Below are 14,050 nucleotides of genomic sequence, written 5' to 3'. Positions count from 1 at the left end.
TTTCGTTTGCCGCGCCTCGCGACAGAAGGCACACGGGTAAGACGTCCGTCCTTTCCCGCCCCAGTCCCCGAATGACCCCAGCGCCCGCTCACCCCTTACGCAAAAGGGGCGCAGGTTTCCCCGCGCCCCCTTTCATTTGTTCATAAATATCCCGGGGGTGCGGGGGCTGGCCCCCGCTCCGCCCTCAGACCATATGCGCGCCCCAGGGCCCATGCAGCCCGGTCCCCGGCTGATCCAGCCGCTCAAATCCATGCGCCCCGAAGAAATCGCGCTGCGCCTGGATCATGTTGGCCGTGCTGCGCCCGGTGCGCATCATGTCAAACCACGCCAGCCCCGCCGACAGCGCCGGCAGGGGCAAACCATGTGCCGCGCCGACAGACACCGCCTGCCGCAGACCGGGGGAGGACGCCTTCAGGTGGTCGGCGAAGAACGGCGCCAGCATCAGGCCACGGGTCGGGTCTTGCTCCAGCGCCGTCGCCATGTCGTTCAGCATGGAGGAGCGGATGATGCAGCCCTCGCGCCAAACCCTTGCAATTGCGGGCAAAGGCAGGTCCCAGCCGAATTCCTTGCCCGCCGAGACGATCAGCGTGAAGCCTTGGGCATAGCACAGGATCTTGCCCGCGATCATCGCCTGTTCCAGCGCCTCGACCGTCAGCGCGCCCTTGGGCAAGGCCACCGGGGCGGCACCAAACACCGCCTCGCCCTTGCGCCGTTCGTCCAGCCGGGCCGAGACGTTGCGCGCCATCACCGCCGCTTCGATCACCGGGATCGGTGCTGCCAGATTCTGCGCCTCGATCACCGTCCAGCGGCCGGTGCCCTTTTGGCCTGCCTTGTCGAGGATCACATCCAGCATCGGATGCGCGCCATCGGTGGCCTTGGACACAGCGGCAGAGATTTCAATCAGATAGCTTTGCAGCGGCCCTTCGTTCCAGCGGTCAAACACCCCGCCGATCTCGGCGGCGGACATGCCCAGACCATCGCGCATCACGCCGTAAATCTCGGCGATCATCTGCATGTCGGCATATTCGATGCCGTTGTGGACGGCTTTCACGAAATGACCAGCGCCGCCCTGCCCCATCCAGGTCGCGCAGGCAATCCCTTGATATTTCGCGGAAATCGCTTCCAGAACCGGGGCCACGCGGTCCCAGTCTTCCTTCTCGCCCCCGCCCATGATCGAGGGGCCGTGCCGTGCGCCCTCTTCGCCGCCCGACACGCCCATGCCCAGGAACCGCGGCCCCTTGACCTTGGCTTCTTCGGCGCGGCGGTTGGTGTCGTGGAAATTGGCGTTGCCCGCGTCGATGATCAGGTCATCGGCGTCCAACAAGGGCCGCAGCGCCTCGATCTGCTGATCCACCGCGGGGCCGGCCGGCACCATCAGGATGATCGAGCGCGGTTTTTCAATCGCCGCCACCAGATCGGCCAGCGTCTCGGTCGGGATGATCCGGTCGGCCAGATCGCCGGCCTCCGCCTTGAAGGCATGCGTTACCGAGGTCGTGCGGTTCCACACCGCGATGGGAAAGCCCTTCTCGGCGATGTTCAGGGCCAGCATTGCCCCCATGGTTCCAAGGCCGATAAGCCCGATGTGAGCCTTGCTCATGGTTGCTGCACTCCTTTGCGGTTGAGCGCGACCATGTAGAGGCTGGTCGTCGCCGTGATATAAAGATGATGCTTGGCGCGCCCGCCAAAGCAGACGTTCGAGACGATTTCCGGCACCAGGATTTTCCCCAGCAGCGTACCATCCGGCGCGATGCAATGCACCCCGTCGCGGGCGGAAGACCAGATGTTGCCGTCGCTGTCGGCCCGGAAGCCGTCGGCCACGCCGGGGGTGATGGAATGGAACACACGCCCCCCCTTTGGCCGGCCCGAAGCCATGTCGAAAACCCGGATATGCGTCGGGTCGGCATGGCCCATCCGTCCGGTGTCGGCCACGTAAAGCAGGCTTTCATCGGGGCTGAAGCACAGGCCGTTCGGTCCGTTGAAATCGGTCAGAACCGCCTCGATCGTGCCATCCGGGTCGACGCGGTAGACGTTGCAGGGCAGTTCCTGTTCGGATTTGTAGCCCTCGTAATCGGTGCCGATGCCATAGTGCGGATCGCTGAACCAGATCGAACCGTCCGATTTCACGATCACATCATTGGGCGAATTCAGGCGCTTGCCCTGAAAGCCATCGGCAATGACGGTGATCGACCCATCCCATTCGGTCCGCGTGACGCGCCGTGTGCCATGCTCGCAGGACAAGAGCCGACCGACCCGGTCCCGCGTGTGGCCGTTGGAATAGCTCGACGGCGCCCGATAGGTCGTGATCCCGGTGTCGGGCGTCCAGCGCAGGATCTTGTTGTTCGGGATGTCGCTGAACAAGAGGCAGCCGGCGTCGCCCATCCAGACCGGCCCCTCGACCCAGTCAAAGCCGGTGGCCAGTTTCTTCAGCGGCGCATTGAACATCACATAGGTGCCAAAACGCGGATCGTAGCTTTCGTAAAAGGACATGCCGACTCCCCCAAGTTTGCGCTAACCTAACCGCGCCCCACCGGATGGGCAATCTGCGCCAAGCCTTGGCGTCGGTTGGGCAATCTGTCCATGGCCCGCGCCGGATCGGACCCCGATCAGAACAGCGCCGCATTCCACCACAGATGCACGAGGATCGAGGCCGCGTAGCCCAGGCCCACCGCCCAACTCCACCGCAGATGCGCGAGGAACGTATAGGTCCCCTTCGCCTGCCCCATCAGCGCCACCCCCGCGGCTGACCCGATCGACAGGATCGACCCGCCGACGCCACAGGTCAGCGTGATCAGCAGCCAATGGCCCTGGCTCATCGCCGGATCCATCGTCAGCACGGCAAACATCAAGGGAATATTGTCCACCACCGCCGACAACAGCCCCACAAGGGCATTGGCCGGCAAGGGCCCCAGCCCGGCGTACAAGACCTTGGAGGCCAGTGCCAGATAGCCCAGCACCCCCAGCCCCCCCACCGCAAAGATGATGCCGAAGAAGAACAGCAGCGTGTCCCACTCCACCCGCTGCACTTGCGCAAAGCTGTCAAGCACCATGTCCTCGTCGCCCCGCCGGCCGCCGGTGACGCTCAGCCCGAAGGCCAGCATCTGCAGATAGCCGAGGCCCAGCATCATCCCCATAGCGGGCGGCAGGTTCAGATAGTTCTTGAACCCCACCGCCGTGGCAATCGTTGCCGCAAACAGCACGACCACCAACCACATCCCCGGCTTTCCCTGCACACGCCCCGGCAAGGCCGCGGGTCGGCTGGCCGGTACGGCAAAGAACATGATCGCCGCCGGAACCAGCCAATTCACCGCCGAGGGCAGGAACAGGTCAAAGAACGCGGCAAATTCCAGCTTGCCCTTCTGCCAGACCATCAGCGTTGTGATATCGCCAAACGGGCAAAACGCCCCCCCGGCGTTCGAGGCCACCACGACCGAGATACAGGCCAGCACGGCAAACCGGCGGTTGTCGCGCCCCAAGGACAACACCACCGCCCCCATCACCAGGGCCGTGGTCATGTTGTCCAAGACGCTGGACAGAAAGAACGACAGCACCCCGGTCAGCACGAACAGCTGGCGGTAACTCAGCCCCCGCCGCACCAAGGCCCCGCGCAGCACCTCAAACGCCCGCCGCTCCTCCAAGGTGTTCACGTAGGTGATCGCCACGATCAGGAACAGGAACAACTCGCCATAGTCCTCGATCACCGCCAGCGCCGCCGCGTGCGCCGCCTCGCCCTGACCCGAGGCGGTGAAAGCCAGCCCGATCAGCCCCCAGATCAACCCCGCCGCCATCAGGACGGGCTTGGATTTCGCCATCCCCGTCACTTCTTCCAGAATGACCAGCCCGTAAGCCGCCACAAAGATCGCCAGCGAGGCCAGCCCCGCCCAATGCAATGTCAGGTCCACCCTGGCCTCCCGTTCTTGACCCGTTGGTAAAATTTGACGGCAGGGTCCGAAACCGCACCTTGCCAGCATGCCGCCTGCCATGCAAACCTCACACGATCCTGCGGAGGCCATGATGCAGACCCTCACCCCCGAAGCGACGCTGAATGCCCAGACGACTGGGCACCAACTCCCCCAACTGTCGCATGCCCGCAATCCCGGCATGGCGCTGGATCTGGATTGGGTTGCCAGTGTACAAGCCAACACCTCGGCCATCGAGCGGCGCTGTGCCACCCTCGGCGGTCGCCGCAGCGTGAAGAAAGACTATCAGGCGGCGTGGCTTTTGAAGGCTATCTCGGTCATCGACCTGACCACCCTGTCGGGTGACGACACCCCCGGCCGGGTCGAACGCCTTTGTGCCAAAGCCCGCCAACCCGTCCGCGCCGAACTGCTGGACGCCTTGGGCATGCCCGACCTGAAAGTTGGTGCCGTCTGCGTATATCACGACATGGTCGAAACCGCCGTCAATGCCCTTGAGGGCTCGGGCATCCCCGTCGCTGCCGTCTCCACCGGCTTTCCCGCCGGCCTGTCGCCCTATCCCCTGCGCATCGCCGAGATCGGCGAGTCGGTCAAAGCCGGCGCGAAAGAGATCGACATCGTCATCTCCCGCCGCCACGTCCTGACGCAAAACTGGCAGGCGCTTTACGACGAAACCCGCGAGATGCGCGCCGCCTGTGGCGAGGCCCACATGAAGACCATCCTCGCCACCGGCGAACTTGGCACCCTGCGCAACGTCGCCCGCGCCAGCCTTGTGTGCATGATGGGTGGGGCCGATTTCATCAAGACCTCCACCGGCAAAGAGACGGTCAACGCGACCCTGCCCGTCACCCTGACCATGCTGCGTTGCATCCGCGAGTACGAGGAACGCACGGGTTTCAAGGTCGGCTACAAGCCCGCCGGCGGCATCTCGAAGGCCAAAGACGCGCTCGTCTACCTCTCGCTCCTCAAAGACGAACTCGGCCTGCCCTGGCTGCAACCCGACCTCTTCCGCTTCGGCGCCTCCTCTCTCCTCGGCGACATTGAACGCCAGCTGGAACACCACCTCACCGGCCGCTATTCCGCCGCCAACCGCCATGCGATGGGATAATCCATGACCGTCCGCGATATCTTCGACTCCATGTCCTACGGCCCCGCCCCGGAATCCAATGCCGAGGTGCTGGCCTGGCTTGCCAAGCACAAGGGGCAGTTCGGCCACTGGATCGACGGTGCTTTCACCGCCCCCGGCCAGACCTTCGCCACCCGCAACCCTGCGACCACCGACATCCTGGCCGAGGTCACCCAAGGCAGCGCCACCGACCTTGACGCCGCCATTTCAGCCGCCCGCCGCGCCCAGCCGAAATGGGCCAAGCTCTCGGGCCATCAACGCGCGAAATATCTCTACGCCCTCGCCCGTCTCGTGCAGAAGCATTCCCGTCTGCTGGCCGTGCTGGAGACGATGGACAACGGCAAACCGATCCGCGAGAGCCGTGACATCGACATTCCGCTGGTGGCCCGCCACTTCTACTACCACGCCGGCCTCGCCCAGCTTCTGCCCTCAGAACAGCCCGGCCTTGAACCGCTCGGCGTCTGCGGCGCCGTCATCCCGTGGAACTTCCCTCTCTTGATGCTGGCCTGGAAAGTCGCACCGGCCCTGGCCGCCGGCAACACCATCGTCCTCAAGCCCGCCGAATACACGCCCCTCACGGCCCTGCTCTTCGCTGAAATCTCCCGCGAGGCTGGCCTGCCCAAAGGCGTCCTGAACATCGTCACCGGAGACGGCGACACCGGCGCAGCCCTCGTGGCCCATCCCGGCCTCGACAAGATCGCCTTCACCGGCTCCACCTCGGTCGGCCGCAAAATCCGTGAGGCTACAGCGGGCACCGGCAAGGCCCTCACCCTCGAACTCGGCGGCAAGTCCCCCTACATCGTCTTCGACGACGCCGATCTGGACTCGGCGGTCGAAGGCCTCGTCGATGCCATATGGTTCAATCAGGGCCAAGTCTGCTGCGCCGGCTCGCGCCTTCTGGTGCAGGAAGGCGTCGCCGACCGCTTCCATGCCAAGCTGAAACGCCGGATGGACGGCCTCCGCCTTGGCGACCCCCTGGACAAATGCATCGACGTCGGCGCCATCGTCGACCCCGTGCAGCTTGAGACGATCACCAAGCTGGTCAACGCCTGCAAGGACGGCGAGATCTACCGCGCCGCCACCCCGGTTCCGGTCGGCTGCTACTACCCGCCGACCCTGATCACCGGCCTCTCCGCCGCCTCGCCCCTGATGCAAGAGGAAATCTTCGGCCCGGTCCTCGTCTCGATGACCTTCCGCACGCCCTCCGAAGCGGTCGACCTCGCCAACAACACCCGCTACGGCCTCGCCGCCTCGATCTGGACCGAGAACATCAACCTCGCCCTCGACATGGCGCCCAAGGTCAAGGCCGGCGTCGTCTGGGTCAACGCCACCAACCTGTTCGACGCCGCCGCAGGCTTCGGCGGCGTCCGCGAAAGCGGCTTCGGCCGTGAAGGCGGCTGGGAGGGCCTGCTGTCCTACCTCAAACCCGCCGGCAAAACCAAGCCCCTTGCCCAGATCAAGCCGCTCCTCGAACCCGATGACCTTCAGGTCGAGGGCCTGGACCGCACCGCCAAACTTTTCATCGGCGGCAAGCAGGCCCGCCCTGACGGCGGCTACTCGCGCGCCATAGTCTCCCCCAAGGGCAAACTCCTCGGCCAGATCGGCCTCGGCAACCGCAAGGACATCCGCAACGCGGTCGAGGCCGCCCACGCCGCCAAAGGATGGGGCAAAGCCACCGGCCACAACCGCGCGCAGATCCTGTTCTACATCGCGGAAAACCTCTCGGCCCGCGCTGCGGAATTTGCCCAACGCCTGAAAGACCTCACCGGCAAACCCGGCGACGCCGAAGTTGAAGCCGCCATCCAGCGCCTCTTCACCTACGCCGCCTGGGCCGACAAATACGACGGCGCCGCCAAATCCGTCCCGATGCGCGGCATCGCGCTGGCCATGAACGAACCCACCGGCGTCATCGGCATCCTTTGCCCGGATGAGGCCCCGCTCCTCGGCCTGATCTCCACCATGGCCCCGGCCATCGCCATGGGCAACACCACCATCCTGATCCCCTCCGAGGCCGCCCCCCTGTCCGCCACCGACTTCTACCAGATCCTCGAAACCTCCGACCTGCCCGCAGGTGTCGTCAACATCGTCACCGGCAGCCATCAGGAGCTCGCCAAGCCGCTTGCCGGCCACATGGATGTCGACGCCGTCTGGTCCTTCTCCTCCACCCCGCTTTCGACCCTGATCGAGAAGGACTCCTCAGCCAACCTCAAGCGCACCTGGGTCAACCACGCCCGCGCCCGCGATTGGTACGGCGCTGAAGCCGAAGGCCGCGCGTTCCTGCGCCACGCCACCGCCGTCAAGACCGTCTGGGTGCCCTACGGCGAGTAGCGCCCCCCTTCATTCAGGCACAAATATCCCACGGGAGGGTCTGGGAGGGTGTGAAACCCTCCCAGCCGTCTGCCAAAAGCACTCCGGCGGCAATCAGCCCCCCGCGCGGCAGCCAGCAGATCCGCTCCGTCAAATCCCTTGACCCAAGGACTGCGTCGTCCGATGCTGCGCCATCTCATTTCCTCAAGGACAGTTTGACATGGAAATCCGCACACTGGCCGGAACCTCGGCCCTCGTTCTGTTGATGAGTTCCACGGCCCTTCTGGCCGACGTGACACCCGAACAAGTCTGGCAAGCCTGGCAGGATGCCGTCACCAGCACCGGCACCAAGGTTACCGCGGAAAGTGCCAAGCGCAACGGCGATGTGCTGGAAGTGATCAACATCACCCTGGGCGATGACAGCAAGGGCAGCGTGACGCTCGACAGGCTCGACTTTCAGGATCTGGGTGACGGCACGGTTGGTGTCCTGTTGAACGATTCCTTCCCTGTTACCATTCACAAACCCGCCGATTCCGCCAAGCCCGGCGATATTGTCTTCACCGTCGCCGCCCCCAAGGCCGAGATTACCGCCTCGGGCGCGCCCGGTGCGATCAGCTACAAGACCGATGCCCCCACGCTCAAAGTGACGCTCGACACGGTGGACGGGGCCCCCGCCGCCGACAAGAACGCGGCCTTCGAGGTCGATGCCGAGGGGATTTCCAGCACCTATGCGATCACCTCCGGCGATGCGGCGGCGGTGTCGAACGATTTGAAAGCCAAGTCGATTTCGTTGACCGCCAAGGGCAAAAGCGATACCGACAGTTCGTCGGGTGACGTCAAGGCCAGCCTCGCTGACCTGACCAGCAGCTTCAACGTCAAGACGCCGAAAGACTTCCAGAAGGGCGATCTGCAGGCCGCCTTGGCCTTGGGCTTTGCGGTCACCGGCTCTTTCGGCTTCGGGACCACCAGCTTTGACGTCAACAGCACGGACGCGTCCGGCAAACCCACCCAAGTCACCGGCGGCATGGCCAGCGGCGCGCTGGCCCTGACGATGGACGCCGGCAAATTCGACTATTCGACCGACAGCAAGGGCGCCGCCTTCAAGGTCGTGTCGCCCGACGTGCCTTTGGCCGATGCCTCCTTCACCTATGGCGAAGCCGGGCTGCATCTGGTGATGCCTGTGGCCAAATCCGACACGCCGGCTGACTTCTCGTTCCTGGTGAACCTTGTGGACCTTGCCCCGTCCGAGGCGATCTGGGCGATGGCTGACCCGACCAATGGTCTCAAGCATGACCCGGCCACCCTGATCATCGACACCAAGGGCAAGGCCACCATGAGCAAGGACATCATGGCCGATGCCAGCGCAATTCAGGGCGGCGACAAGTCCGCGCCCGGCCTTCTGAACGCGCTCGACATCACCAACATCGACCTCAAGGCTCTGGGGGCCGAAGTCAGCGCCTTGGGCAGCTTCACCTTCGACAACACCGACACCACAACCTTCTCAGGCGTGCCCGCCCCCACCGGCAAGATCGACATCAAGGCCACCGGCGTCAACGGGGTGATCGACACGCTGGTCAAGCTGGGCCTGTTGCCGCAGGATCAGGCGACGCAGGGCCGGATGGTGCTGGCCATGTTCGCCAACACCTCTGCCACGTCCGATGAGATGACCTCGACGCTGGAGTTCAAGGACAAGCACTTCCTCGCCAATGGTCAGCAGTTGCAATAAGCCAGCCCAGCCCGGGGGCCGCGCCGCTTTGCCGCCCCCGGACTTCACGGACAGGTGCCTGTCCTGACCTTGTCTGCGGCCGCCCTTTCCCCCATATCTGCTGCAAAGGGGACCCTGAATGCCGCATGACCTGAACCACCTGACCCAAGCCCTGCTGTCTGCCGCCCGTGCCGCCGGGGCTGACAGCGCCGATGCCCTTGCCGTGGCGGGCCAGTCCCTGTCCATCGACATCCGCCAAGGCAAGCTGGAGCAGGCCGAACGCGCCGAGGGGGTCGAAGTTGGCCTGCGGGTGATGATCGGCCACCGTCAGGCCTGCGTATCGGCCTCAGACATCTCGCCCGCGACCTTCACCCGTCTGGCCGAACGTGCGGTGGCCATGGCCCAGGAAGCGCCCGAAGATGACACGGTCGGACTTGCCAGCCCTGACCAGCTTGCCACCCATTGGAATGTCGAAGCGCTGGAAATGTGCGATCCCGGCGCCGAACCCTCCGCCAAGGCGCTGGAAGAGGCCGCCCGCCGCGCCGAAGCTGCGGCATTGACCGCTGGCGCGATCACCCAGGTCGAAGCGTCTTCGGCCTACTCCAGCCGGGCCATGCATCTTGGCACCTCCAACGGGTTTTCCGGTGGCTATGGCCGCACCTCGCATTCGGTTTCGGCCGTTGCCTTCACCGGATCGGGCACCGGGATGGAACGCGATTGGGCGGCCGAGGGCCGGATCTTCGCCGCCGACATGCCAGACCCTGAAGGCATCGGCCAACTGGCCGCCGAAAGGGCGTTGCAACGGGCGGGCTCCACCAAGCCACCGACGGGCGCCTATCCGGTGCTGTTTGATGAACGGATCGCCTCCTCGATCGTCGGGCACGTGCTGATGGCGGTCAATGGCGCCTCGATCGTGCGCGGCACCTCGTGGGCCCGCGACAAGCTGGGCCAGCAGATCCTGCCCAAGGGTCTGTCGATCATCGAAGACCCGCACCGCGCCCGCATCTCGGGCTCGCGCCCCTTTGACGGCGAAGGCCTGCCAACCCGGCGCCGGGCCTTGGTGGAAGATGGCGTGCTGATGGGCTGGACGCTGGACCTTGGCAACGCCCGCAAACTGGGCCTGCAATCGACCGGCAACGCCGCGCGCGGTACCTCGGCCCCGCCCTCGCCCGCCACCACCAACATCGACCTGACCCCGGGCAGCGTCAGCCGCGAGGACCTTTTGCAGGCGATGGGGACCGGCCTTCTGGTCACCTCGCTGATCGGCTCCACCATCAATCCCACCACGGGCGACTATTCCCGCGGGGCTTCGGGGTTCTGGGTGGAAAATGGCGAGATCAAATACCCGGTCAATGAATGCACCATCGCGGGCAACCTGCTGGAGATGCTGCTGCGCCTGACGCCCGCCAACGACGCCAAGGCCCACCACTCCACCCGCGTGCCCAGCCTGCTGATCGAAGGGTTGATGCTTGCCGGAGCGTGATGACCTTGACCTGCTGATTGAAGCCGCGAAGCTGGCGGGGGCGATTGCCCTGCGCCACTGGCGCCAATCGCCGCAGGTCTGGGAAAAGCCCGAAGGGCAGGGTCCGGTCTCGGCCGCCGATCTTGAAGTCAACGAAATGCTGGCCACCTATCTGCGCAGCGTCCGCCCCAGCTACGGCTGGCTGTCCGAAGAATCCGAGGATTCCCCAGCCCGTCTGGCCACCGAACGTCAGTTCATTCTGGACCCGATTGATGGGACGCGCACCTTCCTGCAAGGCGACAGCGCCTTTTCCCATGCGCTGGCCGTGGTCCGCGCCGGGCAGGTCACGGCGGGCGTCGTCTATCTGCCGGCGCAGGACAAGCTTTACGCCGCCACCGCCAATGGGCCGGCCACCCTGAACGGGGTCGAAATCCGGACCAGCGCCCGCCTGACCTCGCTGGACGCGCGCGTCCTGACCGGCAAGGCCACCCTCGCGCCGGAGCATTGGCCCGGCCCCGGTGGCGTGCCCGCCGTCACCCGCCATTTCCGCGCCTCGATGGCGTGGCGGCTGTGTCTGGTGGCAGAGGGTGCCTTTGACGCCATGCTGACCCTGCGCCCGGCGTGGGAGTGGGACATTGCCGCGGGGGCGCTGATCGCCGCTCGCGCCGGGGCCCGGGTCACCGACCGCAAGGGCGCCCCGCTGCGCTTCAACGCGCCGGACCCGCGCAGCCCGGGGGTCATCGTGGCCCCACCCGGCCTGCACACCGAACTGATCGCCCGCCTGACCCCGGCAGAGCTGATCCCGCAATGAAAAAGGGCGCGGAGTGATCCGCGCCCTTTTTCATTCTATCTCAGACCCTTACATCTTCGGCTTGCGCGGCGGCACGAAGCGCTTGGACGTGTCGCCCGCATCGCGTGCCGCTGCCGGCTTGGCATAGGACTTGGGCGCATCGCCGGCACTGTGCGACTTGAAGCCACCCGAGCGGGCGGGCTTGTCACCGAACGACTTCGCCGCATAGGGCTTGGCGCCGAACGACTTGGACGGAGCACCTTCCGAACGCGGCTCATAGCGCGGCTTGTCGCCGGCATAGGGCGCGCGGGCCGGTTTGGCGGCATCGCCAGCCGCGTGGCTCTTGTAGCCCGAGGCGCGTGCCGGACCGCCTTCGGCCCCGCCTTGCGACTTGTAACCCGCCGAACGCGGCTTGAAGCCTTCCTTGTCGCCATAGGGCTTGCGCTCATACGGCTTGGCATCGCCCTCGCGCTTCACGAAAGGCTTGCGCGCGCCATCCGCCGACTTGCCCATATAGGGCGAGCGGGCTTCGCGCGGCGCGCCGTCGGTCGGCAGCGGGGTCCAGGTCTTGCGCTCGCCATCGCCCGACCGTTCGGTCTTGGCATAGGCGGGCTTGGCGTAAGCAGGCTTGGCACCGTAAGCCGGACGATCCGACGCGGGCTTGGAATAGGCGGGCTTTTCATAAGCCGGACGATCCGAGGCATGGCGGTCATAGGCCGGCTTTTCATAGGCCGGACGCTCGCCCGCAGGCTTGTCATAGGTCTTGCGCGGCGCCTTGTCGTAGGACTTGGCGCCTTCGGTCTTCGGATAGCCGGTCTTGGCCGGACGATCCTCGGTGCGCTTGGACTTTTCCTCGGCACTCCACCGCGGCTTGGCCTCGGTCAGATCCGCCACCGGAGCCTCGGCTGCGCCGTCTTCCACGACACGCGCGGGCTTGGCGGAAACATAGGCCGGCTTCTCGGCATAGGCCGGCTTCTCGGCATAGCTGGGCTTTTCGGCATAGGCGGGCTTTTCGTAAGCGGGCTTCTCGCGGGCCACACGCGGCGCGCGGGTTGCGTATTCGCTTTCCGGCTTGGCCGCACGCACCGGACGCGCGGTCGAGGTGGTGCGCGGCTTGTCCAGATCGACGGGCGCCACGGCCAGCTTGGTCATCGACAGGTTGGTGTCGATCTCGGTCACGTCATTGAACCGACCGGCGAGGGTGGACAGGATCTGCACATAGGTGCGTTCGGTCTGCACACGGATGGCACCGATGCCGTCCTTGGTGATGCCAGCGGCGTCACAGATCTTGGGCAGCAGCCAGCGCGCCTCGGCGCGATCTTGATGGCCAACCGGCAGTTCGAACCAGACCGAAGGCCCGAATTCGGCACGATCGCGCGGCGCATAGGGTGCGGGCGGCGGCAGGTCGGCCGACAGCACTTCGGGCGCAGACCGCCCTTCGCGCCACAGGCGGATGAAGGCTGCGGCGACGTTGACGGCGCCATGGGTCTCGATCAGGCCTTGCGCCAGTTCGGCCTCTTCGCCCGGTGCCTGGTTCAGCGCCGGATGGTCCAGCAGACGCTGGTCGTCACGGCCCTGCACGTCATCCGCCGACGGCGGCTTGATCCATTCGGCCACAACCTTGGCGCCTTGCAGCAACCGCTGGGCCTTCTTGAACTCGGCCGGGGCCACGATCAGCGCCGAAATGCCCTTCTTGCCCGCGCGGCCAGTCCGGCCCGAACGGTGCAGCAGCGTTTCGGACGAACCCGGCAGATCGGCATGGATCACCAGCTCCAGACCCGGCAAGTCGATGCCACGGGCTGCCACGTCGGTCGCCACGCACACCCGGGCTCGGCCATCGCGCAAGGCTTGCAGCGCATGGGTCCGCTCGGTCTGCGAGAGTTCACCCGACAGCGCCACGGCCTGCAGGCCCCGGTCAATCAGACGGGCGAACAGGTGGTTCACGTTGGCGCGGGTCTTGCAGAAGATGATCGAGGCGCGGGCTTCGTGGAAGCGCAGCAGGTTGAAGATCGCGTGCTCGCGGTCCCGCACGGCGACCGAGATGCCTTGATATTCGATATCGGCGTGTTGCGCCTTGTCGGACTTCACTTCGATGCGCAGCGCGTTTTGCTGATAGGTCCGCGCCAGCGCTTCAATCTCTTTCGGCACGGTGGCCGAGAACATCAGCGTGCGGCGTTCGGTCGGGCAGGCGCCCAAGATGAAGGCGAGGTCTTCTTCAAAGCCCAGATCCAGCATCTCGTCCGCTTCGTCCAGAACGACGGCGCTGATCTGCTCCAGCTTCAGGCTGCCGCGCTCGATATGATCGCGCAGACGACCCGGCGTGCCGACAACCACATGCACGCCACGGTCCAGCGCCCTCTTTTCGGTGCGGTAATCCATGCCACCGACGCAGGTCGCCACCTTGGCATTGGCGTTTTCATAAAGCCAATCAAACTCACGCGCCACTTGCAGGGCCAGTTCGCGGGTGGGCGCAATGATCAGGGCCGAGGGGACGTCGGCGTACAGCAGCTGGTCCGAACCGGCCAGCAGTTCGGGCGCAATCGCCAGACCGAAGGCCACGGTCTTGCCGGACCCGGTTTGAGCCGAAACCAGCAGGTCGCGACCCACCACGTTTTCGGTCAGCATAGCGTCTTGAACCGGCGTCAAGGCTTCATAGCCTTTCGACGCCAAAGCCAGCGCCAGGGGCGCCGCAATGGAGATATTGGTCATGTCTGTTCCCATAGGGGGGGCTTATAGCCCGTGAAGT

The 14,050-nt window shown here is 65.5% G+C and carries 9 protein-coding genes; 5 read left to right on the top strand and 4 right to left on the bottom strand.

Features of this window, described 5'->3' with window-relative positions; all coding sequences use genetic code 11:
• Nucleotides 1-184 precede the first annotated feature (184 nt).
• From gndA to nhaD, 3 genes are all read right to left on the bottom strand, one after another.
• Nucleotides 185-1,597: an NADP-dependent phosphogluconate dehydrogenase gene (gene gndA / locus AC1Y2B_RS11745; RefSeq protein WP_482253278.1), complete on the bottom strand. Its 1,413-nt coding sequence runs from the start codon at nt 1,595-1,597 to the stop codon at nt 185-187.
• On the bottom strand, nt 1,594-2,487 hold the full coding sequence (locus AC1Y2B_RS11740; protein ID WP_482253277.1) for an SMP-30/gluconolactonase/LRE family protein: 894 nt from the start codon (nt 2,485-2,487) through the stop codon (nt 1,594-1,596). The genes gndA and AC1Y2B_RS11740 overlap by 4 nt, the downstream gene beginning before the upstream one ends.
• A 116-nt stretch (nt 2,488-2,603) precedes the next feature.
• Nucleotides 2,604-3,899, bottom strand: coding sequence for a sodium:proton antiporter NhaD (gene nhaD, locus AC1Y2B_RS11735; protein ID WP_482253276.1), 1,296 nt, complete (start codon nt 3,897-3,899; stop codon nt 2,604-2,606).
• Nucleotides 3,900-4,011: 112 nt separating this feature from the next.
• On the opposite strand from nhaD, the gene deoC reads away from it, so the two are divergent.
• The 5 genes from deoC (at nt 4,012) to AC1Y2B_RS11710 (ending at nt 11,325) form a co-directional block, all read left to right on the top strand.
• A complete protein-coding gene (deoC, locus tag AC1Y2B_RS11730; protein WP_482253275.1) occupies nt 4,012-5,022 on the top strand; it encodes a deoxyribose-phosphate aldolase in 1,011 nt (336 codons plus the stop codon).
• 3 nt (nt 5,023-5,025) lie between these two features.
• Nucleotides 5,026-7,368, top strand: a complete 2,343-nt coding sequence (locus tag AC1Y2B_RS11725; protein WP_482253274.1) for an aldehyde dehydrogenase family protein — start codon at nt 5,026-5,028, stop codon at nt 7,366-7,368.
• Nucleotides 7,369-7,567: 199 nt separating this feature from the next.
• Nucleotides 7,568-9,073 carry a DUF2125 domain-containing protein gene (locus tag AC1Y2B_RS11720; RefSeq protein ID WP_482253273.1) on the top strand — a complete coding sequence of 502 codons (1,506 nt, stop codon included), beginning with the start codon at nt 7,568-7,570 and terminating at the stop codon, nt 9,071-9,073.
• Between the two features lie 118 nt (nt 9,074-9,191).
• Nucleotides 9,192-10,535: a TldD/PmbA family protein gene (locus AC1Y2B_RS11715; protein ID WP_482253272.1), complete on the top strand. Its 1,344-nt coding sequence runs from the start codon at nt 9,192-9,194 to the stop codon at nt 10,533-10,535.
• Nucleotides 10,522-11,325 carry a 3'(2'),5'-bisphosphate nucleotidase CysQ gene (locus AC1Y2B_RS11710; protein WP_482253271.1) on the top strand — a complete coding sequence of 268 codons (804 nt, stop codon included), beginning with the start codon at nt 10,522-10,524 and terminating at the stop codon, nt 11,323-11,325. Before AC1Y2B_RS11715 ends, AC1Y2B_RS11710 begins: the two co-directional genes overlap by 14 nt.
• Before the next feature lie 48 nt (nt 11,326-11,373).
• On the opposite strand, the gene AC1Y2B_RS11705 is transcribed toward AC1Y2B_RS11710, so the two are convergent.
• Nucleotides 11,374-14,013: a DEAD/DEAH box helicase gene (locus tag AC1Y2B_RS11705; protein ID WP_482253270.1), complete on the bottom strand. Its 2,640-nt coding sequence runs from the start codon at nt 14,011-14,013 to the stop codon at nt 11,374-11,376.
• Between the last annotated feature and the right edge of the window lie 37 nt (nt 14,014-14,050).

The organism is Stagnihabitans sp., from assembly GCF_964946895.1.
The sequence above is the reverse complement of the archived record's forward strand: the minus strand, read 5'-3'. Positions and strand labels throughout refer to the sequence as shown.